The sequence below is a fragment of the Pedobacter indicus genome (assembly GCF_003449035.1).
GTDB lineage: Bacteria > Bacteroidota > Bacteroidia > Sphingobacteriales > Sphingobacteriaceae > Albibacterium > Albibacterium indicum.
Window position 1 is genome coordinate 38,513 of record NZ_QRGB01000001.1, and the last position, 22,574, is coordinate 61,086.

The 22,574-nt window shown below is 39.6% G+C and carries 25 protein-coding genes; 5 read left to right on the forward strand and 20 right to left on the reverse strand.

Annotated elements, in window-relative coordinates; all coding sequences use genetic code 11:
- Nucleotides 1-99 precede the first annotated feature (99 nt).
- Nucleotides 100-297 (reverse strand): cold-shock protein, encoded by a 198-nt coding sequence (locus D3P12_RS00200; protein ID WP_118193091.1) that lies wholly within the window; start codon nt 295-297, stop codon nt 100-102.
- Between the two features lie 122 nt (nt 298-419).
- Nucleotides 420-1,499, reverse strand: a complete 1,080-nt coding sequence (fbaA, locus tag D3P12_RS00205) for a class II fructose-bisphosphate aldolase (RefSeq protein WP_118193092.1) — start codon at nt 1,497-1,499, stop codon at nt 420-422.
- 139 nt (nt 1,500-1,638) lie between these two features.
- Here fbaA and accD point away from each other — a divergent pair, with 139 nt between their 5' ends.
- Nucleotides 1,639-2,481 carry an acetyl-CoA carboxylase, carboxyltransferase subunit beta gene (gene accD / locus D3P12_RS00210; RefSeq protein WP_118193093.1) on the forward strand — a complete coding sequence of 281 codons (843 nt, stop codon included), beginning with the start codon at nt 1,639-1,641 and terminating at the stop codon, nt 2,479-2,481.
- Nucleotides 2,482-2,536: 55 nt separating this feature from the next.
- Here accD and D3P12_RS00215 read toward each other — a convergent pair whose 3' ends face one another.
- Genes D3P12_RS00215 through glmM form a run of 3 tightly spaced genes read right to left on the reverse strand, consistent with a single transcriptional unit; the run spans nt 2,537 to nt 5,361 of the window.
- Nucleotides 2,537-2,758 (reverse strand): hypothetical protein, encoded by a 222-nt coding sequence (locus tag D3P12_RS00215; protein ID WP_118193094.1) that lies wholly within the window; start codon nt 2,756-2,758, stop codon nt 2,537-2,539.
- A gap of 58 nt (nt 2,759-2,816) precedes the next feature.
- A complete protein-coding gene (locus D3P12_RS00220) occupies nt 2,817-3,959 on the reverse strand; it encodes a cysteine desulfurase family protein (RefSeq protein WP_118193095.1) in 1,143 nt (380 codons plus the stop codon).
- A 16-nt stretch (nt 3,960-3,975) separates the two neighbouring features.
- The gene (glmM, locus tag D3P12_RS00225; protein WP_118193096.1) at nt 3,976-5,361 is read right to left on the reverse strand and encodes a phosphoglucosamine mutase; all 1,386 of its coding nucleotides are present in this window, start codon (nt 5,359-5,361) and stop codon (nt 3,976-3,978) included.
- Nucleotides 5,362-5,571: 210 nt separating this feature from the next.
- Here glmM and D3P12_RS00230 point away from each other — a divergent pair, with 210 nt between their 5' ends.
- Entirely contained in the window at nt 5,572-6,150 is a 579-nt protein-coding gene (locus D3P12_RS00230; protein ID WP_118193097.1) for a phosphatase PAP2 family protein, read from the forward strand.
- A complete protein-coding gene (locus D3P12_RS00235; RefSeq protein ID WP_118193098.1) occupies nt 6,147-6,887 on the forward strand; it encodes a ZIP family metal transporter in 741 nt (246 codons plus the stop codon). The genes D3P12_RS00230 and D3P12_RS00235 overlap by 4 nt, the downstream gene beginning before the upstream one ends.
- On the opposite strand, the gene D3P12_RS00240 is transcribed toward D3P12_RS00235, so the two are convergent.
- The 7 genes from D3P12_RS00240 to D3P12_RS00270 all read right to left on the reverse strand — a co-directional run bounded on the left by D3P12_RS00240 (nt 6,884) and on the right by D3P12_RS00270 (nt 12,375).
- Nucleotides 6,884-7,831 (reverse strand): MBL fold metallo-hydrolase, encoded by a 948-nt coding sequence (locus D3P12_RS00240; protein ID WP_118193099.1) that lies wholly within the window; start codon nt 7,829-7,831, stop codon nt 6,884-6,886. The genes D3P12_RS00235 and D3P12_RS00240 overlap by 4 nt on opposite strands.
- Nucleotides 7,828-8,430: a dephospho-CoA kinase gene (coaE, locus tag D3P12_RS00245; protein ID WP_118193100.1), complete on the reverse strand. Its 603-nt coding sequence runs from the start codon at nt 8,428-8,430 to the stop codon at nt 7,828-7,830. Before coaE ends, D3P12_RS00240 begins: the two co-directional genes overlap by 4 nt.
- A 1-nt stretch (nt 8,431) precedes the next feature.
- Nucleotides 8,432-9,379 carry a YbbR-like domain-containing protein gene (locus tag D3P12_RS00250; RefSeq protein ID WP_118193101.1) on the reverse strand — a complete coding sequence of 316 codons (948 nt, stop codon included), beginning with the start codon at nt 9,377-9,379 and terminating at the stop codon, nt 8,432-8,434.
- Between the two features lie 89 nt (nt 9,380-9,468).
- The gene (gene yajC, locus D3P12_RS00255; RefSeq protein WP_118193102.1) at nt 9,469-9,780 is read right to left on the reverse strand and encodes a preprotein translocase subunit YajC; all 312 of its coding nucleotides are present in this window, start codon (nt 9,778-9,780) and stop codon (nt 9,469-9,471) included.
- Between the two features lie 17 nt (nt 9,781-9,797).
- Nucleotides 9,798-10,250: a DUF1573 domain-containing protein gene (locus tag D3P12_RS00260; protein WP_118193103.1), complete on the reverse strand. Its 453-nt coding sequence runs from the start codon at nt 10,248-10,250 to the stop codon at nt 9,798-9,800.
- A gap of 43 nt (nt 10,251-10,293) precedes the next feature.
- A complete protein-coding gene (nusB, locus tag D3P12_RS00265) occupies nt 10,294-11,241 on the reverse strand; it encodes a transcription antitermination factor NusB (RefSeq protein ID WP_118193104.1) in 948 nt (315 codons plus the stop codon).
- A 39-nt stretch (nt 11,242-11,280) separates the two neighbouring features.
- Nucleotides 11,281-12,375 (reverse strand): Glu/Leu/Phe/Val family dehydrogenase, encoded by a 1,095-nt coding sequence (locus D3P12_RS00270; RefSeq protein WP_118193105.1) that lies wholly within the window; start codon nt 12,373-12,375, stop codon nt 11,281-11,283.
- A 117-nt stretch (nt 12,376-12,492) separates the two neighbouring features.
- Here D3P12_RS00270 and D3P12_RS00275 point away from each other — a divergent pair, with 117 nt between their 5' ends.
- The gene (locus tag D3P12_RS00275; protein ID WP_118193106.1) at nt 12,493-14,283 is read left to right on the forward strand and encodes an ABC transporter ATP-binding protein; all 1,791 of its coding nucleotides are present in this window, start codon (nt 12,493-12,495) and stop codon (nt 14,281-14,283) included.
- Here the strand turns inward: D3P12_RS00275 and D3P12_RS00280 are convergent.
- Nucleotides 14,280-14,816: a DUF2892 domain-containing protein gene (locus D3P12_RS00280; RefSeq protein WP_118193107.1), complete on the reverse strand. Its 537-nt coding sequence runs from the start codon at nt 14,814-14,816 to the stop codon at nt 14,280-14,282. The two genes, D3P12_RS00275 and D3P12_RS00280, sit on opposite strands and share 4 nt — an antisense overlap.
- 123 nt (nt 14,817-14,939) lie before the next feature.
- On the opposite strand from D3P12_RS00280, the gene ung reads away from it, so the two are divergent.
- Nucleotides 14,940-15,605: a uracil-DNA glycosylase gene (ung, locus tag D3P12_RS00285; RefSeq protein WP_118193108.1), complete on the forward strand. Its 666-nt coding sequence runs from the start codon at nt 14,940-14,942 to the stop codon at nt 15,603-15,605.
- Here the strand turns inward: ung and D3P12_RS00290 are convergent.
- The 7 genes from D3P12_RS00290 to pyrF form a co-directional block, all read right to left on the reverse strand.
- Nucleotides 15,602-16,072 carry an Lrp/AsnC family transcriptional regulator gene (locus D3P12_RS00290; protein ID WP_118193109.1) on the reverse strand — a complete coding sequence of 157 codons (471 nt, stop codon included), beginning with the start codon at nt 16,070-16,072 and terminating at the stop codon, nt 15,602-15,604. The genes ung and D3P12_RS00290 overlap by 4 nt on opposite strands.
- A gap of 107 nt (nt 16,073-16,179) precedes the next feature.
- The gene (locus D3P12_RS00295; RefSeq protein ID WP_118193110.1) at nt 16,180-16,599 is read right to left on the reverse strand and encodes a SufE family protein; all 420 of its coding nucleotides are present in this window, start codon (nt 16,597-16,599) and stop codon (nt 16,180-16,182) included.
- Between the two features lie 18 nt (nt 16,600-16,617).
- Complete coding sequence (locus D3P12_RS00300; RefSeq protein ID WP_118193111.1) at nt 16,618-17,841, reverse strand: aminotransferase class V-fold PLP-dependent enzyme; 1,224 nt, start codon at nt 17,839-17,841, stop codon at nt 16,618-16,620.
- 10 nt (nt 17,842-17,851) lie between these two features.
- On the reverse strand, nt 17,852-19,153 hold the full coding sequence (sufD, locus tag D3P12_RS00305) for a Fe-S cluster assembly protein SufD (RefSeq protein ID WP_118193112.1): 1,302 nt from the start codon (nt 19,151-19,153) through the stop codon (nt 17,852-17,854).
- Between the two features lie 18 nt (nt 19,154-19,171).
- A complete protein-coding gene (sufC, locus tag D3P12_RS00310) occupies nt 19,172-19,924 on the reverse strand; it encodes a Fe-S cluster assembly ATPase SufC (RefSeq protein WP_118196912.1) in 753 nt (250 codons plus the stop codon).
- Nucleotides 19,925-19,997: 73 nt separating this feature from the next.
- Nucleotides 19,998-21,446 (reverse strand): Fe-S cluster assembly protein SufB, encoded by a 1,449-nt coding sequence (sufB, locus tag D3P12_RS00315; protein WP_118196913.1) that lies wholly within the window; start codon nt 21,444-21,446, stop codon nt 19,998-20,000.
- Between the two features lie 208 nt (nt 21,447-21,654).
- Entirely contained in the window at nt 21,655-22,488 is an 834-nt protein-coding gene (gene pyrF, locus D3P12_RS00320) for an orotidine-5'-phosphate decarboxylase (protein ID WP_118193113.1), read from the reverse strand.
- Between the last annotated feature and the right edge of the window lie 86 nt (nt 22,489-22,574).

Here is a 22,574-nt window from a genome sequence, read left to right on the forward strand (position 1 = left end):
ACTGAATCTTTGTTTGAATGTGGAAACTTGAATAAGGGCAACAAAAAAGGAGATTGTCAGACAACAATCTCCTTCTCTTCAGAATGCGTTTATTTGTAATTATAGTTTCTTAACATTCACAGCCTGTGGTCCTTTCCGACCCTCAGTTACTTCGAACTCGACTTCATCTCCGTCATTTAAGACATCGATTCCACCGATTACGTCCTTGAAATGCACGAAGATATCTTGACCATCTTCCTGAATAATAAATCCAAATCCTTTCTGGGCATTAAACCATTTTACTTTTCCGGTTTTCATTAAATTAATTTTATACTGCTTACTTTGCACTCAAAACCGGTATATTTTTGATATAACAGTCTAGAACTGCGTTAATTATATCAAAGATATAAAAATGGTGAAATAAAACGAATTTGAATAAACTATAATTTACTATTTGCGTCTAAGCAATTCAATTCCTCAAATGCTTGCTTCAATCGCTTAACAAAAGACTCTTCTCCTTTACGTAACCAAACACGTGGGTCGTAAAATTTCTTATTCGGAGCATCGGGGTCTTTCGAGTTTCCGATCTGGTTCTGTAAAGAATCTTCATTTTCTTGATAGTAATCACGAACACCATCCCAGAAGGCCCACTGCATGTCTGTATCGATGTTCATCTTGATTGCTCCATACGATAAAGCCTCTTTAATCTCCGCAGGAGAAGATCCAGACCCTCCATGGAATACAAAATTAACTGGCTTTTCTTCAGAAATATTAAATTTCTCACGAATAAACTTTTGTGAATTATTTAAAATGACCGGTTGCAATTTCACATTACCAGGTTTATATACTCCATGAACATTACCAAATGCTGCTGCAACTGTAAATTTATCGCTGATAGCACGTAGCTTTTCAAATGCATAGGCTACTTCTTCAGGCTGAGTATACAGTTTAGAGCTATCTACATCGGTATTGTCCACCCCGTCTTCTTCACCTCCCGTAACGCCCAATTCAATCTCAATCGTCATCCCAAGAGGCTTCATACGCTCTAAATATTTAGAGGATATTTCAATATTTTCTTCCAAAGACTCTTCAGAAAGATCCAACATATGAGACGAAAAAAGTGGCTTACCATTTTGTTTAAAGAATTCCTCTCCGTGATCTAATAGTCCGTCAATCCAAGGAAGAAGTTTTTTAGCCGCATGGTCCGTATGTAATATAACTGCCACACCATAGTGTTCAGCTAAAAGATGCACGTGTTTGGCGGCTGATACAGCTCCAAGTACACATGCTTGCAGGTTATCGTTATTTAAAGATTTACCAGCATAAAACTGTGCGCCGCCATTTGAAAGTTGAATAATGACAGGGGAGTTAACCGCTTTAGCTGTTTCCATTACCGCATTAATGGAATTCGTGCCAATAACATTTACTGCAGGTAACGCAAATTGGTTCTTTTTAGCTATTGCGAACAGCTCTTGTACCGCATCACCGTGCAATACTCCTTTATAATTTTTTAAGCTCATTAAAAATAAAAATTAATAGAAATGAATTAAACTTTACGAATTTAACAAAAAAAGTTCGGGTATCGATAAAGACCTAAAGTAAATGAAATTCTATTTCTATTTTTTTTCGTTAATTTGCACCAAATTGAAAATGTAGAAAATGGCTTGGTTCAGACGCAATAAAGTTGGTATCAATACAGCAACAGAAAATAAGAAAGAGGCTCCAGACGGTTTATGGAAAAAATGTCCTTCATGTAAGAAACCACTGTTAAAGTCAGAGCAAATTGAAAATCAATACGTATGTCAGTATTGCAACTTTCACTTGCGGATTGGATCTGCTGAATATTTCTCTATTTTATTTGACGACAACTCGTTTACAGAACTTTTTGCCAATCTTCGATCGGGTGACCCTCTTCATTTTGAAGATACCAAAAAGTATACTGATCGCTTGGAAGATAGTTATAAGAAAACAGGCTTGAATGATGCAATACGTTGCGCACATGGAAAAATGGAAGGAGAAGATGTGGTTATTGCCTGTATGGACTTTGCTTTCATTGGCGGATCAATGGGTTCGGTGGTTGGCGAAAAGATTGCGCGATCGATTGATTATTGCATGGAGAAAAAAATCCCCTTTGTACTTATCTCAAAGTCTGGAGGCGCCCGAATGATGGAAGCAGCGTTCTCGCTCATGCAGATGGCCAAAACATCTGCAAAACTAGCTTTATTGAGCCAAGCAAAAATTCCTTATGTATCGTATCTTACAGATCCGACAACGGGTGGAGTAACCGCGTCTTATGCTATGCTAGGAGATATAAACATTTCAGAGCCTGGTGCTTTAATTGGCTTTGCAGGGCCACGAGTGATAAAAGAGACGATCAAGAAGGACTTACCAAAAGGATTCCAAACCGCAGAATTTGTATTAGAACATGGATTTCTTGATTTTATAGCTAATAGAAAAGACATGAAAAGTAAAATCGCATCTTTCTTACGAATGGTAAGATAGATGCGATTTCACTAACTTCGGAACTCTATACGAAACTCTACAAAACGAAAGTCTTTTAACTGTCCGTCTTAGGTGTAGATCCAGTCAAAGGATCTCCGTGATCCCGGCCATGTCTTTTATTCCGTATTTCTGACTGGATATCTCCAGCCACGTTATCTTTAGAGTCCGCCTCTGCAGAATTGATTTCGTCATAGTCTTTGGTAATACCAGTATCTATCTGATCTTCCAAATTTCTCTTCCTGTCCTTTTCAGGATTTTTCTCTTTATTATCTTTCATATCATTCCTAACTTTAGTATATAAGAAGAACGATGTGAAATCTAATTTGTTTGTATTTTTATTTTGACATTTCAGCCAAGCAAACTTCGCGTAATTTTGACACGACAAGATCTACTTCTTCCTTAGTATTGTATTTACTGAAGGAAAAGCGAATGGAAGGTCTACTTGGGTTAGAACCTATGGCAGTTAATACATGCGAACCAATATCCGATCCTGAGCTGCACGCACTACCACCAGATGCTGAAATACCTGCGATATCAAGATTAAAAAGCAGCATATCTGCCATTTCCATCTCAGGAAAACACACATTAAGCACTGTATAGAGACTATTGTCAGCCTCAGGTTCTCCGTTTATAGAACAACCTGGAATATGCTTTAGAATTTGCTCTCGCATATACGATTTAAGATTCTGGATGTACGAACGATGTTCATCCATACCCTGATAAGCTATTTCCAGAGCCTTAGCCAATCCAACGATTCCATAAACATTTTCGGTACCGCCGCGCATATTACGCTCCTGAGCACCACCATATAGTAAAGGTTTGATTTTAACATTGTGGTTAATGTAGAGAAAACCAACACCCTTCGGACCATGAATCTTATGAGCTGCACAGGTTACAAAATCAATATGAACTTTACTTAAATCGTGCTTATAATGTCCCATTGTCTGTACCGTATCGCAATGAAATAAAGCATCGTATTGCTGACATATCGTTGATACACGCTCAATATCCAATAAGGTACCAATTTCATTATTCGCGTGCATTAAAGAAACAAATGCCTTCGGGTTGTTACGAAGAGTGGTTTCTAATTGATCAAAATCTATGTTCCCCCGAGAATCAACATCAAGCAAAGTTAGGTTAATCTTACCTTCTTTCTCTAAGTCTTCTAAGGTATGTAGAACTGCATGATGCTCGATAGGAGAGCTAATTGCGTGCGTGATACCATGATCCGCAATTCCTCTCCGGATAGCCATATTGTCAGCTTCTGTCCCACCAGAAGTAAAAAATATCTCAGCCGGAGATACTTTCAGTAGACTGGCTACTGTTTTTCTAGCTTTTTCAATCAGTGTTCTTACTTCACGGCCGTGTGCATGAATAGATGAAGGGTTCCCATACGCATTTTGCATTACATCAACCATCTCCTGTATCACGACAGGATCGATGGCTGTTGTAGCTGCGTTATCAAAATATATTCGCATTTTGCAAATTTATGAATTAGTCCCCAATTAGAGACCGTATATTGTTCATAACTTTTTCTGCGATAGCCTCTGCCTGCGACAATGTAGGAGCTTCTGAATAAACTCGAATAATAGGTTCAGTATTTGACTTGCGAAGATGCACCCATTCGTTCTCAAAATCAATCTTTAAGCCATCTATCGTACTAAAGTTTTCATTCTGATAGACCCCTTGAACTTCTGTCAAGATACGATCGATGTCCATTCCTTCGGTCAGCTCAATTTTATTTTTTGACATAAAATAGGCCGGATAAGTTGCTCGAAGTTCCGATATTTTAAGGTTCTTTTTTGCCAAATGGGTTAGAAACAAAGCGATACCCGCTAGCGCATCGCGCCCATAATGGGTTTCAGGATATATTACACCGCCATTTCCTTCACCACCTATAACGGCATTTACCTCTTTCATTTTTGTTACTACGTTCACTTCACCTACGGCGGCAGCAAAATATTTACCTCCATGTTTTAGAGTTACGTCTCTAAGGGCCCGTGTAGAAGATAAATTTGAAACTGTGTTACCTGGCTTATGCTCAAGAATAAAATCAGAAACGGCCACAAGCGTGTACTCTTCACCAAACATTTCTCCGTTTTCCATAACAAAACACAACCTATCAACATCCGGATCAACGGCTATACCTAGGTCAGCACGCTTTTCAACAACTAAGGACGATAATGCAGTAAGATTTTCTGCCAAGGGTTCTGGATTATGTGGAAAATCGCCATTGGGCTCGCAATAAATTTCGTAGATTGTCTCAACGCCCAACGCTTTTAATAAAGCGGGAACGAAGATACCACCTGTAGAATTTACTGCGTCAACAGCTACTTTAAAATTGGCTGCGCGAATAGCCTCTACATCGACTAGCTCTAAGGACAAAACTTCATCGATGTGCTTTTGCAAGTATGAGTCGTCCGCAGTAACCTTACCCAAATCATATACTTCGGCGAAATCGAAGTCCAAGGTCTCTGCAATATCGAGAACTTTCTTTCCCTGTTCATCATCGATAAACTCTCCTTTCTCATTCAATAGTTTTAAAGCATTCCATTGTGCAGGATTATGGCTAGCAGTGAGTATAATTCCTCCACCAGCTTTTTCTTTAGGTACCGCTATCTCCACCGTTGGTGTTGTAGAAAGACCGAGGTCAATCACATCCATCCCTACACTTTGCAGCGTACCAACTACCAAATTCCTGACCATTTCCCCGGAAATACGGGCATCTCGACCGACTACAATTTTCTTATTACCCGAGTTCTGAAAGATCAACCTTCCGAATGCAGCAGTAAACTTCACAATATCTAATGGACTTAAGCCCTCGTTTGGGCGACCGCCAATCGTACCTCGTATACCAGAAATGGATTTAATCAGTGTCATATTTATAATGTCTTTTATTTAAAATTGTAAAAGTAAGGAATGTGAAGGAATTTTTTATGGCTTATTGAAACAAACATCCACACATTTATTTATATTTGCAACTTAATTGAATTAAGAAACAATCTATGCTTCTTCACAAATACTTTCTATAAAATATGAAAGATATGTACCTTCATCCTCACAGCTTATCATCACCAAGTCGAAAAAACCATGATTGAACAATTAATAGAAATCGACAAACAACTTTTCTTATCTGTCAATCAAGGATTGGCAAATCAATTCTTTGACTTCCTGATGCCCATTTTACGGAATCCCTATACTTGGGCTCCCTTATATCTATTCTTTATTATTTTCGCGATTCGAAACTACAAAAAGAAGGGAATCATCATGATCCTTCTGCTGTTGGCAACTTTCGGTCTGGGTGATTTTACATCTGCTTCGATAATCAAACCCGAAGTTATGCGTGTGCGACCGTGCAACGATGTCCCTTTTAAAGAGCAAGTCACAACGAGGGTTCGATGCGGAAGTGGTTATAGTATGCCGTCCTCACACGCTACAAATCACTTTGCTATCGGAGTGTTTATTCTAATGCTTTTTAGACGAAAATGGAAACCTATCGTTTGGCTCTCTCTACTATGGGCAGCGTCGATCAGCTTTGCCCAAATTTACGTAGGTGTCCATTACCCAGGAGATATACTGATAGGTGCTATCTTGGGTACAGCTATTGGTCTCTTTACATCGTGGTTATATTTCTTCATCCAACCCAAATTACAGCGATCGGAAGTATGATCATTATAAGCGTCCTATTCTTTTCTGCTTTTTTCGGCGGACTTTCGGTTTTCATTGTAAAGAAAGATAATACCAAACTCCTTAAGTTAATTCTTGCTTTCAGTGGCTCATACATATTTGCTATCACGATCTTACATCTGATACCAGGGATATATAGTAGTGGGGATGAAACAATTGGCTTATATGTTCTTGGTGGATTCCTATTCCAATTGCTTCTGGAACAATTTTCTGCTGGGATCGAACACGGGCACCTTCACCAGCACAAGCTGAACGATCATACCCATACCGAAAAACATGTAATGCCAGTTGGTGTTATGGCTAGCCTCTGCCTCCACGCATTTTTAGAAGGAATGCCATTAGCCGGAGACCACGGAAATTATCTGCTTTTTGGAATTGCTATCCATCATATACCCGCTGCATTTGCATTAGGAACCCTACTGCTACGCGCTGATCTTGCCAATCGAAGTATCATCATAGCATTGGCTATATTCGCCGCCATGTCACCGCTTGGATATATATTATGTGAGAATATTAAAAACCACTCGGTTATTGATATCCATCAATACTTTGACAAGATCATGGCCATCGTAGTGGGAATATTTTTGCACATTTCTACAACAATTCTCTTTGAATCATCAACGAAAGACCACCGGTTTAATCGACAGAAAATTGTTGCTGTTCTCATGGGAGTATTGATATCGCTACTAAACTTTTTAATCGTCGGACACCCTCATTAATTGAGAATTTTCACAACGATTCTATCGCGAAAATATTCTTCTAAAAATTTACCGTCACCATGAAGGGTCCAGATCTCTTCTGGTTCCACTTGACTAATATAATCCAGAATCTCATGCCAATCAACATGATCAGAAATATATAAAGAAAGATCATTATTTCGTTGCAGATGTTCCCACCCCGAAGCAAAGACTTTCTTCAAATTAACAGCACGAAAATAACTGTTAAATGTCAGTGGTGGCACCATGTAAATTTGATTTTGAGAGTTTGTTTTCAATGCCTTACGCTCATAAGGTTTGTATCGTAAAAACTCAACGCCATACTGCTCGTAGATTTTGTGTATCGGCAAGATCGAATAATGTAAATGTACTGTCTTATCCGGACAATGTTCATTAATCAGACAATTCAGTCGTTGGGCTTTTCCCAAGCCATAAGCACCTAATAGCACATTGTCAGAAAAACCGTTTAATTTCTTAATTTCTGTCGCTACATCGGGATGCTTTGTATCGGGATTTGCAAACGTGCTCTCGGTGATCAGAACGTCGGCACGAACGTAATCTAGTGGTGCGCAGGTTGGGTCGCTCTGAACTTTATAGTCACCGGTATAAAGATAACGAACACCGGAATATTCCAACAGGACCTGTGCTGAACCCAGAATGTGCCCTGCTGAATAAAAAGTAACCCTTACATCTCCGATGTCAAAAGTTGATAAATAATCAAATACGATAAACTTGTATGCCGCATTTTTTCGGTAGCGGGAAACCATAAACGATTTTGTCGGAGGAGTGCAATAGACGGTCAAATTATTTCGACAAGCATGATCTCCATGCGCATGTGATATGATGGCTGTTTCCACAGCGGTATTCGGGTCGAGATAGAAATCTCCAACCGTACAATATAACCCCTTACTGGTCATTACCAAGAAGTCAGATAGAATATCTTTCATTCGTGAATACCCTTTTCAGTCCTGAGGAAATATTCATGTAGTTCTAAAACCTGTGGCAGTAAGGGTCTTTTCCCATCATTGACAATTTCAAAGTCCGCCAGTTCCCTTTTCTGTTCTTCTGGCATTTGCTTGTCAATTCTCGTCAGCACTTGCTCCGCAGTGACGCCATCGCGCTCCATTACACGCCTGACACGGAGATCTTGAGGAGTATATACTAATACGGTATAATCACAGTCTTTATAGGATCCACTTTCAAAAAGTATAGCAGCCTCTTTAATAACATATGGACTACCTTGTACCCCGCTCCAATCCTCAAATGCCTGAATTGCGGCGGGATGTACTAATCCATTAAGTTTCGCTAAGGCTTCTTTATTATTAAATACAATGCTAGCCAAAGCTTTCCGATCTAAAATTCCTTCATCTGAATAAATTTCATTACCAAACTCTGATTTCAAAGCAGAAATCAACTCAGGATCGGTATTCATGACAGATTTTGCAGCATCATCTGCATAGAAAACAGGAACCCGTAGAACTTCAAAGATTTTGCATACAGTTGTCTTTCCACTTCCAATGCCTCCTGTTATTCCTACTTTAAGCATGTTACTTTTTTATAATAAAATCAACATTTTGCGGACTGATCTTCACGATTTCGCAAAACTCGGGGAATTGTGTTATGATAACAGGTAAACTCTCTGCACGGTTGTTCTTCCAGCTCTCAAGATCGACTACCGCTTCAAACGAACTCGGAAGGATATCCATATAATTTCTCAACGAAACTAAAACTGTTATTGTAACCTTCGATGGTATCAGCCTCACCGATGCAAATTCATCTCCATTCTCAACTCGGATCGGTATTTCCAAAACCTTTTCAGTCACTTCTCCCACCGGAACGTTGAACTCGACTATATTCGGGTAAACATTGATATTGGCTTGCTTCTTCTGTTGCAGGAAAAGTCGCCCCGAAATATCTGAATTGATATTATTTCTTCGAAAAGTATCAGTTTCCCACTCATCAATCCTAGCAAGGTCTTCCAAGGGACCGGTCACCGTTACATACTGAGGGTTCAATGTCACACTATCAATAATAGCGTATTGTTTCTGAAAGCTCATATCAGAAGCGAACTTGATAGGCACCTTCTTGACCGTCTGTTTGGAGAAGTCAAAATGTAAGGTATCCGGAGAAATAGCGACTATACGCTGGTTACTTGAAAACTGCCTATTGATAAAGCCCATTTGATTAGTGAAAACCACCCAGTCCCGACTTTTCAATGGGCTTAGATCTACATCAATTTCTTGTGCTTGAAGTCGAAGCCTCGAAAAAAAAACCTGCCAGCCGGAGCCTTCCACCTGCAAGTCTACCGTATCTGATTGTAGGGGATGAAACGCTTTGTTATCAGGAGCATTAACATATCGCATAGCTGCTGGAATCCGATACGTATATTTATTGGACATGGCAAATAAAGCCCAAGAAAACACAGAAACACATATACAAATAATGAATATTCGTACTTTCTGTCTTTGTGCCTTCGTTAAGTTCAAAATTGCCATATCTCTGAATAGGATATAAAAAGTCAAAACGCTTAACAAACGGTTATTGGTATGACCATTCGTTAAGCGTTTAAAGTAAGATCTCAGACTTATTGTGCGTTAGCTGCCTTCGAAGAGTCTAACGACACTGCATTTTTATCAAAACGAATTTTAACACCGTTACCAACATCCAATAAAATCGACGTATCATTTACCTCCATAATACGACCATGAATACCTGCAGTAGTTACAACTTTATCGTTAACCTTTAATGCCTCTATGTATTTTTTATGTTCTTTTGATTTCTTCATTTGTGGTCTGATCATAAAAAAATAAAAAACCACAATGATCAATATCATGGGCAAAAAACCCGTCAACCCAGCGCCTGGTGCTGCCTGCAGCAAAATGTTTCCTGTTATCATATTTATATTTACTTAATTTATTTTACCTCGCCTTTCAAATGAAAAATTGTCTGTGAGTCCTCTGTGTTCGCCAACATCGTTATGACCTTATGCTGCATGCCTGGTTGATTGCTTGTATCAAATACAACTTCAATCTTTGACTGCTCACCGGGCTTAATCGGCTCTTTTGGATAATTTGGAGTCGTACACCCACACGACGCTCTAACCGAATTAATAATGAGGGGGGTTGTTCCCGTATTCGTAAACACGTATTCGTGCTTCACCTTGTCGCCTTCACTTACCACACCAAAGTCGTAGGTGTCATTTTCTACTTCTAGGACTGCATAATCCGCGGTATTGGTCTCAGCAGACTCCACATTGATACTTTTCTGATCTGACGAATCTGCATTCGGGCTAGCATTACTGCTACATGATATAACAAATAAAGACACTAGCGCCAACATTATTAAAGATTCTATTCTTTTTTTCATAACTACTGAGTTATTTTAAAAGTGTTTCATTACAAAGATAAATTTATTCGTTTAATCCACGGCCATATTTACGAATTCTTCCATCGCTTTTTAATTCGCCTAAGATTTTATCAAGTATTCCATTGATAAATGTATTACTTTTTGGGGTACTGAACATCTTGGACATTTCAATGTATTCGTTAATCGTTACTTTAACGGGAATAGAAGAAAAGTTCAGTAATTCAGAAATTGCCAACTGCATGATTAGTGTATCCATTAAAGCAATACGATCGGCTTCCCAGTTTTTTGTCTTCTTCCCCACCATCTCTGCATATTCTTCTGAATGGCGAACGGTTAAAACAAAAAGATCAATGATAAACTCTTTGTCCTCCTCCCAGTTCGGAGTTAAATCAGCCAATTTGTTTTGGTGAGGATCGTGTGAAGCAAAGTTCTTAAACGTTTTTGCTACCAATGCTTGAAGCACCTCCTTGTCAAGCTGCCAGTTGATGAACTTCTCTTCAAAAGCCTGATCAACAATGGGTAACTTCAAGATGATCTTTTTAAAAATATACTTGATGATATCTTTATCTTCGGCGATGCTATGAGATGGCTGATCAAGATACGCCTGATATTGTTCAGAGTCACGAAGCTTATGAAATATCTGTCTTACAATTTCAGGATCGAAGGACCATGAAACATGATACTTTTTACTTTGATCGATGAACTTCTCGTTTTTACGGAGTGTATCGATAAAAAGATTATCCTGCAGGCGCAAATTTGAATTCAGATCACGTTCGGTAGGTAAAAACTTTCGAGACCGCTCATCTGCGTCAATACTTGTATAGTCGGCTACATCAACCAAAAGATTAAGTAACCAAATATACATCTCATTTACCTGATCGACATTTTTCAGTAAAGCCTTCTCAAACTTGGTGACGTTTTTGTCTTCGGATTGTTGATAAGCATATAGCGTCTGTAAGACCTTGATGCGTAGATGTCTGCGATTTAGCATTGTTATAAAGAACGATTTTTTTTTTGGAAATTTAACCTTCTAACGTCTTCTGTGGTTATTTATACTTTTTATTGAATTGATTCTATCTTCTGCTATTTTATTGGCAGCCTGATGAGCAGAAATTTGCTCTTCTTTAGACTTGCGAATGACCGACCGGGTAGCTTCATATATATTCTCTGCTAACTCCAGCGTTCGTGAAGTTGAATAACCAGCTAATTCAGAATAACAGCTGATTAACCCACCTGCATTAATCAAATAATCTGGCGCATATAAAATCCCTCTATCAAGAAGCATTTTCCCATTCTTATCTTCATCCTTCAATTGATTATTTGCAGAACCGGCAATAATTTTGCATTTCAGTTTAGGTATGGTATCATCATTAAGTGTTCCACCTAAAGCACAAGGAGCGTAAACATCGACGTCCATATTATAAATATTATTCGCTTTGATTACTTCTGCTCCGTAGCGATTGGCAACATATACCATTCTGTCTACAACGATATCGCTAACATATACTTTAGCATTTTCCTTCCTTAATAGCGAAACCAAGCCTTCTCCAACTTGCCCACTACCCTGAACCCAGATCGTTCGGCCCGCCAGACTATCATTTCCAAACATCTCCCTAATTCCGGCTTTGATTCCAAAATACACACTCTTTGCGGTAAAAGGCGAAGAATCTCCACTGCCCCCAACTGAAGCAGGTAAACCAGCAACATGAGGAGTTTCCATTTTAATAATCTCCATATCGCGGGGTGTTGTACCGATATCCAACGATGTGATGTACGTACCTCTAAGTTCATGAACAAACTGGCCAAAACGTCGTAATAGCGCTTCAGTCTTTATCCGGGAATTATTCCCGATAATAACAGCGTTTCCTCCACCAAGATTAACCCCTGTAATCGCCGACTTATAGGTCATCGCTTTCGATAACCTCAGCGAGTCATTGATAGCATCTTGTTCTGTCTTATACTCCAGAATACGGGTTCCCCCTATTGCCGGTCCCAATGTGGTATCATGAACCGTAATGATCGCTTTGAGGCCTAATGCTTCATCACTGCAAAAAGCAATTTTTTGATGATGAAAATGGCTTAAAAGACTAAAGATGTCGCTATTTGTTTTGTTATCAGTACTCATTTCCACAGAAGTGATCCCATGAGGCCAAAAGTAATAATTTTTATAGAATATTAAGCTATAAATCAAGTATTAGGTATTTAACAAATGATTGAAGGATAATTCATATTTTTGTATTCTATGAAGTATCTGTCATACCTGAATAAATACTTTTACAAATATCGATGGCGACTGATTCCTGGAGTATTATTTGTAATAGCCTCCAACTATTTTGGAATTCTGCCCGCGCAGGTTATACGTGTCGCATTTGATCTGGTTAAAGAAAACATCAGCTTATACCAAATTTTCGATGGCTTCGAAAGACAGCAAGAAATTTATAAGATTTTCGGCTACAGCTTGTTGTTATTTGGCGTCACCGTCTTCGTACTAGCACTTATTCGTGGACTCTTCTTGTTCCTTATGCGTCAAACGATCATTTTGACTTCACGGCATATTGAGTATGATCTTAAAAATGAGATTTATGCTCACTATCAAAAATTAGACATGGCGTTTTATCGAAGAAATAATACCGGCGACTTGATGAACAGAGCAACGGAGGATGTGGGTCGCGTACGTGGTTATCTTGGACCGGCTATTATGTATGCGATTAACACAATTGTACTGACCATCATGGTGGTGATTGCCATGCTTCAAGTTAATAAAACACTTACTTTTTATGCACTCTTGCCTATTCCGGTGCTCACCGTTGTCATTCTATTCATCAATAAGATTATCAACATCCGTAGCGAAAATATTCAGAAACAACTTTCTGTTCTATCTAACTTTGTTCAGGAAACATTCTCAGGTATACGGGTTATTAAAAGTTATAATCGGGAAGAAAAAAAGGCCAAGGATTTTCTCGATGAAAGCAACACGTACAAAGACGTTTCCATTTCATTAGTCAAAGCACAGGCTATTTTTTTTCCTTTAATTTTATTATTAGTTGGCTTAAGTACAATCCTGACAGTTTATGTTGGTGGACAAGAAGTTATAAAAGGCACGATCTCCTCTGGAAATATTGCTGAATTCATTGTCTATGTAAACCAATTAACATTCCCTGCTATGGCATTGGCATGGGTAAACTCACTCATCCAACGGGCGGCCGCTTCTCAAAAAAGAATAAATGAATTTCTTGAAACCGAGCCAGATATATACAATAAAAGTGGTCACAAAAAGAAACTAAAAGGAACAATCAATTTTAATAACGTTGTTTTTACTTATCCGGATACTGGCATAACTGCCTTAGACGACGTGTCTTTCGAGGTTAAACAAGGTGAGATTTTGGCTATCTTAGGACGAACGGGTTCAGGAAAGTCTACAATAGCTGCTCTTCTAATGCGGATGTATAATTTAAATGCAGGTGAAATTTCGATCGACGGTGTTGACATAGCAAAGTATGATTTGCAAAATTATCGCGAGCAAATTGGCTACGTACCACAAGATGTTTTCCTTTTCTCAGATACAATCGCCCGGAATATTGCATTTGGACTGGATCACGAGGATATGGAAAAAGTTGAATGGGCCGCGAAATCTGCTGCAGTCTACGACAATATTATGAATTTCGAGAACGGTTTCAAGACAGAGATAGGTGAAAGGGGAATCACACTGTCTGGTGGACAAAAACAAAGAATATCGATCGCACGAGCGTTAATCAAGGACCCAGAAATTCTGATTTTCGATGATTGTTTATCTGCTGTAGACACCAAAACCGAAGAAGAGATCCTTAATCAATTAGGGAAAATTATGCAGGGAAAAACCAGTATCCTAATATCACACCGCGTATCGACCGTTAAAAATGCTGACAAAATCATTCTGCTTGAAGCTGGTAAAATTGTAGAACAAGGAAACCATGATCAGCTCATCGGACTGGGAGGAAAATATTTCGAACTGTATGAAAAACAGAAATTAGACGAAGAAGCAATTGCGACTTAACGGAAACGCGTTTGCGTTCTATCCATTAGCCCCATCTGATCCTTCATTGTTTTAATCTGCTCTGCCAGCAATTTATTTTTATCCGCTCGTTTAGCTTCTTGAAGGAACCGATTGGCCTCTCTTTTATTCCGTTTTGCCATCGCAATCCCTGCTAGACTCAAATATGCCATAGCTGTATTATGACTCATTTTAAGCCCCAGCGACAAAGAACGCTTAAAGTATTTTTCTGACTTCAGCGGGGCCGTTCTCGATTCTATCAGTCCAATGAGCAGGAAGTAATACCCATGCTGACCTCGAATAAGCTGCTTTTCGTAGTTGGTAATCTTACCTAGCCAATAGGCTGTCTTCTCCATGTTTTCTTTCCGAAGGTAAAACTGCGCAATAAGCATATTTTCGTTGAAGAAAAACGTCACACCAACGATTATAGCCACTAGTAGAACCAATATCCCCCATCCCCAATGTCCAAATACGAACAAGGTCACCGAGGCTCCTAACAATGCAAAAGCAGCTATCAAACGAATCAGATTAGGCATTTTATTACTCTTATACGATTTAAATCTTCTGTTATTTGCTGCAAATATCGAGTTATTTCACGGTTAAAACAAACCTTCTTTATATAAAGAGAATCTCTTACTTTTATACTTTAAACAACAACTATGGAGAAAAGCTGGGAGCAGGCTGTCGGAGCTGAACTACACAAACCGTACATGAACGAGCTAAGAAGCTTCTTGAAAAGTGAGTACAAAAGCAAGACGATCTTCCCTCCTGCTAAACTAATATTTCAAGCTTTCGACAAAACGCCTTTTGATGAAATAAAAGTCGTTATTCTTGGGCAAGACCCATATCACCGCCGTGGACAAGCGCACGGATTAGCTTTTTCAGTTCAAAAACAGGTTGAAATCCCCCCGTCCTTACGAAATATTTATTTAGCAATAAAAAATGACTATCCCGATTTCACTATCCCATCACACGGTAACCTTTCATACTGGGCTGAACAGGGCGTATTGTTATTAAATACGGTCTTAACCGTACGTGAAGGACTGGCCGGCTCTCACCATGGCAACGGTTGGGAACAATTCACCGATTGCGTTATCAAAACGATCTCCGAAAAAAAAGAAAATGTCATTTTTCTATTATGGGGAAGTCCGGCAAAACGTAAAGAGGCTTTAATCAATAGCAAGAAGCACCATGTGCTAAAATCCGTGCACCCATCCCCACTCTCTGCTTATCGGGGTTTCCTGAACTGTCGCCATTTCATAGAAACTAATCGGATTTTAATCGAAAATGGGAGAAAAGCGATTGACTGGCAAATACCAACTTAGTACTCCATGGGCACGATCGGCTCCTTTTTGCTAGTAGACATGATCATCATCGTATGAAAAGTTTTAACAAAAGGGATCTTAGATATTTTTTCCATAATCAACGTCTCATAGGCTTTTATATCCTTAACATATACTTTTAAGATAAAGTCACATTGCCCCGTCACATGATGACATTCAGTTACCTCTTCAATATTCTTGATTGTCTCTACAAATTCCGGGATCGCATTATGCGTATGGAAATCAAGGGATATTTGGATAAACGACTTAATTCCCAGCCCAAGAAGCTCTTCATCAACTAATGCGTGATAGCTTTTTATATACCCTGAGTTCTCCAATTTTCGGACACGCTCCAAAGTCGGGGCAGGCGATAAACCTATATGGGATGACAATTGGAGGTTGGTTATCCTTCCATTTTCCTGTAACAGGCGTAAAATTTGTAAATCAACTTTATCCGGATGATAAGGCATATTTCTAAAAGATTTTTATTAGCTAAGATAAACAAATTTGACCAGCAACGCTTTATCCAAGCACCCACTTATTTAGGAAACTGCGATTATTAAACCCGAAATTCTATTTAAGCCTGAGCTTTCATTGCCAAAGCGTACATCTTCATTTGCTTTACCATAGATACCAAGCCGTTTGCACGTGTCGGGGATAAGTGCTCCTTTAAACCAATTTTATCTATAAAATACAGGTCTGTATCTACGATATCCTGAGGTTTTTGATTAGACAAGACCTTGACCATCAGACTAACAAGGCCTTTGGTGATAACAGCGTCACTATCAGCAGTAAACATCACTTTCCCGTCAACCAGATCAGCGTGCAACCAAACTTGTGATTGACATCCCTTAATCAAATACTCATTTTTCTTGTACACTTCATCAATTAACGGCAATTCCTTTCCAAGTTGGATGATGTATTCATATTTAGCCATCCAATCCTCAAAAAAAGAAAAGTCATCTATTAGTTCGTCTTGAATATCGTTTATTGTCATAATAGTTGTGTAGAAGCATTAAGACAGCATGGTAACAGCGCGTTTCACGCCCGCTACCAGCACATCGATTTCCTCTTTGGTATTATATAACCCAAAAGAAGCCCGGACAGTTCCAGGAATATTATATCTCGCCATCAGCGGTTGCGTACAGTGATGTCCGGTGCGGACTGCAATTCCTAATTTATCCAGAATGACCCCAATATCATAAGGGTGGATATCTTCAACAATGAACGAAATTACGCCTGACTTATTTTTTGCCGTACCAATAATCTTTAACCCATCGATGGCCTCTAACCGACTAGTTGCATACTCCAACAGCTCATGCTCATATTGTGCAATCTTCTCCAAACCAATCGAGTTAATATAATCGATCGCAAACGCCAGAGTAATGCCTGCTTCTATATTTGGAGTACCAGCCTCAAACTTAAAAGGAAGTTCATTATAGGTTGTTTTCTCGAAGGTAACATCCTTAATCATGTCTCCTCCGCCTTGGTAGGGAGGCATCTTATTTAGCAGTTCTTCTTTACCATAAAGCACCCCAACACCCGTTGGTCCGTACATTTTATGACCAGAAAAAGCCAAAAAGTCAACATCGAGTTCCTGTACATCAACAACGGTATGGTGTATAGCCTGTGCAGCGTCCAACAATACAGGAATTTGGTGTTGATGAGCAAGATCAATAATCTCTTTAACAGGGTTAACCGTCCCCAATGTATTAGAAATATACGTGACGGATACTATTTTCACTCGTTCATTCAGCATATCACGATAAGCATCCATATCCAGCTCTCCCGCATCGTTAATCGGGACAACCTTCAACACCGCTCCTTTTGTTTCGCAAATCATTTGCCACGGAACGATATTCGAATGATGCTCCATCTCCGAAATGATCACCTCATCGCCCTCGTTAATAAACGAATTGCCATAACTGGAAGCGACCAAGTTAATGCTGTCCGTTGTACCTTTGGTTATGATTACCTCGTGTTCATGCGCCGCATTGATAAACGCACGCAATTTACGGCGAGTAACTTCATAAGCATCCGTTGCTATCTGACTCAAATGATGCACACCACGATGAATGTTACTATTCTGGCTCGTATAGTAATGATCTATCGCATCAATTACCGACTGAGGCTTTTGTGAAGATGCACCATTGTCTAAATAGACCAATGGCTTACCGTTCACAAGACTTCTCAGAATCGGAAAATCGTTTCTAATACTATGAATATCGTACTCTGTCAAAACTTATTCCTTAAGCATGTTTCAGTCCAAGCTCAACCAGATGGTTTACATGCTGCTTTAACACTTCATTTTTAAATCGTTCCGTCACGTCAAACGCAAATGCATGAACCAACAAAGTTTTCGCTTGGTCTTCACCAATACCGCGCGCTTGTAAATAAAATTTTGCTTCATCATCGAACTGTCCAATGGTACAACCATGGCTACATTTTACATCATCTGCAAAGATTTCCAACTGAGGCTTGGTATTGATTGTCGCATTGGGATTTAATAACAAATTATTATTTTGCTGAAATGCATTTGTCTTTTGAGCATCTTCCCGAACGAAAATCTTTCCGTTAAACACCGCAGTCGAATCATCTTGGAGAATATTCTTATACCATTCGTAGCTCTCACAATTTGGCTTCAGATGGTCAACAATTGTATGATTATCTGCTAACTCACTATCCGACAGCAATGTAATCCCGTACAGGTGACTTTCAACATCGGCGTCGATCAATCTCACATTAATCGTATTGCGTACGAAAGACGCACCGGGGAATGTGCAGTTATAATTGTTGTACAGACTATATTTCGCTTGAATAACTTCTGTATGATTATTGTAATTGCCTGTAGATTCAGATTGCTGCAAATAGTAATGCTCCAATTTCGCATTTTCTTCCACAACGATCTCAGTTACCGTATTAGCGAATATTTTTGCAGAACCCTGCTCATTAATGAAGGTCTCAATAATCTCCGCCTCAGCACTTTTGCCCAGTACAATTAAATTACGAGCCTGAAAGAAAGTCTGCGAGTCTGCTGCGCCAACATGAATAATATGGATCGGCTTCTGAACTACATTCCCTCCCACGATGTGCACAAAAAAACCATCCTTGGCTAAGGCGGTGTTCAGTGGCACGAATGGGTTGTCCGATTTATCAGCGTGCGCTGCAAAATGCTCTTTCAAGACATCCTCATCAGCAGCTTCATTAAAAGAAGAAACAAATACCCCTGATTCATCAATCGTATCCGAAAGATCTTTCCGGAAGACGCCGTTCACCACTACAATCCTGTAAGCGTCCAAACCATCGACCTTAGCTACATCGAGGTTCACAGATCGCCCAGGCAAGTGCGCATCAATCTGATACGTATCATTTAACAACGGCTGTATATTTGTATATCTCCACTCTTCCGCTTTCGCCGAAGGGAACCCTATACTTTTAAATCGCTCAAAAGCATCTTTACGTCTTTGCTCAAAAGTCACAGACGGTGAAATTAGAACATCGTCTGAATTGATCAGTTGTTGATATAAAGAGCTGGAAACTTGTGTAATCATTATTTTATAAATTGCATTTTAGGCACTAACATTCTCTTTAATCCAATCATAGCCTTTTTCTTCTAATTCCAAAGCCAACTCTTTGGTACCAGAACGAACAATCTTGCCATTATACAACACATGAACAAAATCGGGCACAATGTATTCTAAGAGTCTTTGATAGTGCGTAATCAATACGAAAGCGTTATCAGGTGACCTCAATTGATTAACTCCGTTTGCTACGATTTTTAACGCATCGATATCTAATCCCGAATCCGTTTCATCCAAAATAGCCAACTTCGGCTGCAACATCGCAAGTTGGAAAATTTCATTTCGTTTCTTTTCCCCTCCTGAAAACCCTTCATTCAACGAACGATTAGTTAACTTAGCATCAAATTCAACCAATTTCTGCTTCTCCCTAACGAGAGCAAGAAACTCTTTAGCGCTCAATGGTGGAAGCCCTTTATATTTTCTAATTTCAGAGATTGCAGTCTTAAGAAAGTTTATGTTAGAAACCCCTGGTATTTCTACCGGATATTGAAAAGCAAGAAAAAGTCCTTCACCAGCGCGCTCTTCCGGAGCTAATTCCAATAGATCCTTCCCATCGAATGTTACCTCACCTGCCGTTACCTCATATTCTGGTCGACCAGCCAGCACAGAGGCTAATGTACTTTTACCAGACCCGTTCGGTCCCATAATTGCGTGCACCTCTCCTGGATTTACCTGAAGGTTCAACCCGTTTAATATTTGCTTATCTTCAATCGACGCTTGAAGGTTATTTATATTTAGCATTTCTTTATTTTTATTTTTGCTGTTTTTATCAATTAAAATACTTGTACTATTCTCTTGTTGTATCGCGCAAAGATTATCCGACACTGCCCTCCAAAGAGATCGCCAATAATTTCTGTGCTTCCACGGCGAACTCCATCGGCAACTGATTGAGGACCTCTTTGGCATAGCCGTTAATGATAAGACCTACTGCCTGTTCTGAATCAATTCCTCGTTGGTTCAAATAAAACACCTGATCTTCTCCAATTTTTGATGTCGTAGCCTCATGCTCCAACATCGCCGTACTATTTTTGGTCTCGATATAAGGGAAGGTATGTGCGCCACACTTATCACCGATCAACATGGAATCACACTGTGTAAAGTTCCTTGCATTATCGGCTCCTTTGGCAATTTTAACCAAACCACGATAGCTATTCTGACTAACCCCTGCCGAAATACCTTTAGAAATGATCCGGCTACGGGTATTTTTTCCCAAATGGATCATTTTAGTACCAGTATCAGCAACTTGGTGGTTTCTGGTCAAAGCGACAGAATAGAACTCACCGACCGAGTTATCCCCTTTTAATATCACTCCGGGGTACTTCCATGTGATCGCCGAGCCAGTTTCCACCTGAGTCCAGGAAATCTTGCTCCGATCCCCTTTGCAAATACCACGTTTTGTCACAAAGTTATAAATACCACCTTTCCCGTCCTTATCTCCCGGGAACCAGTTCTGCACCGTGGAATACTTAATCTCAGCATCCTCCATTGCAATCAACTCAACAACCGCCGCGTGCATCTGATTTTCGTCACGCATAGGAGCCGTACAGCCTTCCAGATAGCTCACATAAGATTTATCGTCGGCAATGATCAATGTCCTTTCAAATTGACCTGTATTCGCCGCGTTTATCCTAAAATAGGTAGACAGTTCCATTGGGCACCTTACTCCCTTTGGTATATATACAAACGATCCATCAGAAAAAACAGCCGCATTCAATGCTGCATAAACATTATCGGTCGACGGAACAACCGTTCCCAGATATTTCTTCACAAGATCAGGATGTTCCTGTACAGCTTCTCCAAAAGAACAAAATATAACACCCTGCTCCTTCAGCTTCTTCTGAAAGGTCGTTTTCACCGACACAGAGTCGAATACGGCGTCCACCGCTACCACTCCTGCCAACACCTTCTGTTCATCCAATGGAATACCCAGCTTATTGAAAGTATCCAATAATTCCGGATCAACTTCATCCATACTGTTCAACTTAGGCTTAGCCTTCGGTGCAGCATAATAGGACATATCCTGAAAATCAACGTCAGGATGCTTAAAGTTTTGCCAGGTCGGTATACCCATTCCCATAAAATAATGGAAGGCTTTGAGTCTCCACTCGAGTAACCATTCCGGCTCATTCTTCTTCGCGGAAATAAAACGAATCGTATCCTCGGTCAAGCCTTTGGGCGCCACTTCCATTTCGATATCCGTGGTAAACCCGTACTTGTATTCTTCGGTAGTTAATTCTTCTAATAATTCTTTTTCTGAACTCATATTATAGAATTTTGAGAGGGCTGTCTGCATCCTCTCGTTTATCGGCGTTCTTAGAAAAGCACTGTGCTCAATCGCCAATTAGTTTTTTCTCTGTTACAAAGGTACAATTTGATAGTGAATAAATAAACCAGACCATGGTTTTTTACGGAATTGTGATAAATTCACAGGTCACCCATCGTGTTAATTTGTACCAACAAATATACGCTTATTAAATGACATTCGCTTTCACCAATTCACTTTCCATTTGCTTTTGAAGAGCAAGTGCTTCCTCACGGGCCTTTTCTGCAAAATCCCTACCACTAGATGCATAGATAATGGACCGTGTAGCATTCACAAGCAAACCACAATCACCATTCATCCCATAACGGCAAACATCATCCAGACTTCCCCCTTGCGCGCCGACGCCCGGCACCAATAAGAAATGATTTGGAGCGTGTTTCCGTATCTTTTTAAATGCCTCACCACGTGTGGCCCCTACAACATACATCAAACTTTCTTCACTGCCCCATTGATTGGTTCGAGTAATTACCCTTTCATATAAACTCAAACCATTCTGATCAATCGTATTTTGAAAATCTGCACTTCCTTCATTGGAGGTCAAGGCAAGCACGATCGCCCACTTCCCCTCGAATTTCAAAAAAGGCTTCACAGAATCTTCACCCATATAAGGCGCTACCGTAATCGAATCAAAACCCAGACCTCCCTGTCCTTCGTCGAAAAATGCACGTGCGTACATCGTAGCTGTATTTCCGATGTCCCCTCTTTTTGCATCAGCTATCGTAAAACAGTTGTCCGGCAAGATAGACCAGGTTTTCTGCAAGCTCTTCCAACCCTCTGCCCCTCTATATTCATAAAATGCGATATTGGGCTTGTAAGCCACGCACAAGTCGGCAGTAGCTTCAACAATTCTCTTGTTAAATTCAAATACCGGATCTTCATAATCCAATAAAAATTCCGGGATCTTAGCGACATCCGTATCAAGACCCACACACAGAAAAGAACGCTTCGTTTTTATCTCCTGAATTAACTCAGCTCTAGTCATATTTTTTGTATAAAATTTGATGCAAAACTATTAAAATAGAAGTGTTAAGGCGATTATTTTCATTTTTTTTTTGATTTTCCAAATCT

What these genes read in the sequence shown, in the direction of transcription:
- D3P12_RS00200 (WP_118193091.1), bottom strand. Translation starts at nt 297, where the DNA reads ATGAAAACCGGAAAAGTAAAATGGTTTAATGCCCAGAAAGGATTTGGA.
- fbaA (WP_118193092.1), bottom strand. Translation starts at nt 1,499, where the DNA reads ATGAGCTTAAAAAATTATAAAGGAGTATTGCACGGTGATGCGGTACAA.
- accD (WP_118193093.1), top strand. Translation starts at nt 1,639, where the DNA reads ATGGCTTGGTTCAGACGCAATAAAGTTGGTATCAATACAGCAACAGAA.
- D3P12_RS00215 (WP_118193094.1), bottom strand. Translation starts at nt 2,758, where the DNA reads ATGAAAGATAATAAAGAGAAAAATCCTGAAAAGGACAGGAAGAGAAAT.
- D3P12_RS00220 (WP_118193095.1), bottom strand. Translation starts at nt 3,959, where the DNA reads ATGCGAATATATTTTGATAACGCAGCTACAACAGCCATCGATCCTGTC.
- glmM (WP_118193096.1), bottom strand. Translation starts at nt 5,361, where the DNA reads ATGACACTGATTAAATCCATTTCTGGTATACGAGGTACGATTGGCGGT.
- D3P12_RS00230 (WP_118193097.1), top strand. Translation starts at nt 5,572, where the DNA reads ATGATTGAACAATTAATAGAAATCGACAAACAACTTTTCTTATCTGTC.
- D3P12_RS00235 (WP_118193098.1), top strand. Translation starts at nt 6,147, where the DNA reads ATGATCATTATAAGCGTCCTATTCTTTTCTGCTTTTTTCGGCGGACTT.
- D3P12_RS00240 (WP_118193099.1), bottom strand. Translation starts at nt 7,831, where the DNA reads ATGAAAGATATTCTATCTGACTTCTTGGTAATGACCAGTAAGGGGTTA.
- coaE (WP_118193100.1), bottom strand. Translation starts at nt 8,430, where the DNA reads ATGCTTAAAGTAGGAATAACAGGAGGCATTGGAAGTGGAAAGACAACT.
- D3P12_RS00250 (WP_118193101.1), bottom strand. Translation starts at nt 9,379, where the DNA reads ATGGCAATTTTGAACTTAACGAAGGCACAAAGACAGAAAGTACGAATA.
- yajC (WP_118193102.1), bottom strand. Translation starts at nt 9,780, where the DNA reads ATGATAACAGGAAACATTTTGCTGCAGGCAGCACCAGGCGCTGGGTTG.
- D3P12_RS00260 (WP_118193103.1), bottom strand. Translation starts at nt 10,250, where the DNA reads ATGAAAAAAAGAATAGAATCTTTAATAATGTTGGCGCTAGTGTCTTTA.
- nusB (WP_118193104.1), bottom strand. Translation starts at nt 11,241, where the DNA reads ATGCTAAATCGCAGACATCTACGCATCAAGGTCTTACAGACGCTATAT.
- D3P12_RS00270 (WP_118193105.1), bottom strand. Translation starts at nt 12,375, where the DNA reads ATGAGTACTGATAACAAAACAAATAGCGACATCTTTAGTCTTTTAAGC.
- D3P12_RS00275 (WP_118193106.1), top strand. Translation starts at nt 12,493, where the DNA reads ATGAAGTATCTGTCATACCTGAATAAATACTTTTACAAATATCGATGG.
- D3P12_RS00280 (WP_118193107.1), bottom strand. Translation starts at nt 14,816, where the DNA reads ATGCCTAATCTGATTCGTTTGATAGCTGCTTTTGCATTGTTAGGAGCC.
- ung (WP_118193108.1), top strand. Translation starts at nt 14,940, where the DNA reads ATGGAGAAAAGCTGGGAGCAGGCTGTCGGAGCTGAACTACACAAACCG.
- D3P12_RS00290 (WP_118193109.1), bottom strand. Translation starts at nt 16,072, where the DNA reads ATGCCTTATCATCCGGATAAAGTTGATTTACAAATTTTACGCCTGTTA.
- D3P12_RS00295 (WP_118193110.1), bottom strand. Translation starts at nt 16,599, where the DNA reads ATGACAATAAACGATATTCAAGACGAACTAATAGATGACTTTTCTTTT.
- sufD (WP_118193112.1), bottom strand. Translation starts at nt 19,153, where the DNA reads ATGATTACACAAGTTTCCAGCTCTTTATATCAACAACTGATCAATTCA.
- sufC (WP_118196912.1), bottom strand. Translation starts at nt 19,924, where the DNA reads ATGCTAAATATAAATAACCTTCAAGCGTCGATTGAAGATAAGCAAATA.
- sufB (WP_118196913.1), bottom strand. Translation starts at nt 21,446, where the DNA reads ATGAGTTCAGAAAAAGAATTATTAGAAGAATTAACTACCGAAGAATAC.
- pyrF (WP_118193113.1), bottom strand. Translation starts at nt 22,488, where the DNA reads ATGACTAGAGCTGAGTTAATTCAGGAGATAAAAACGAAGCGTTCTTTT.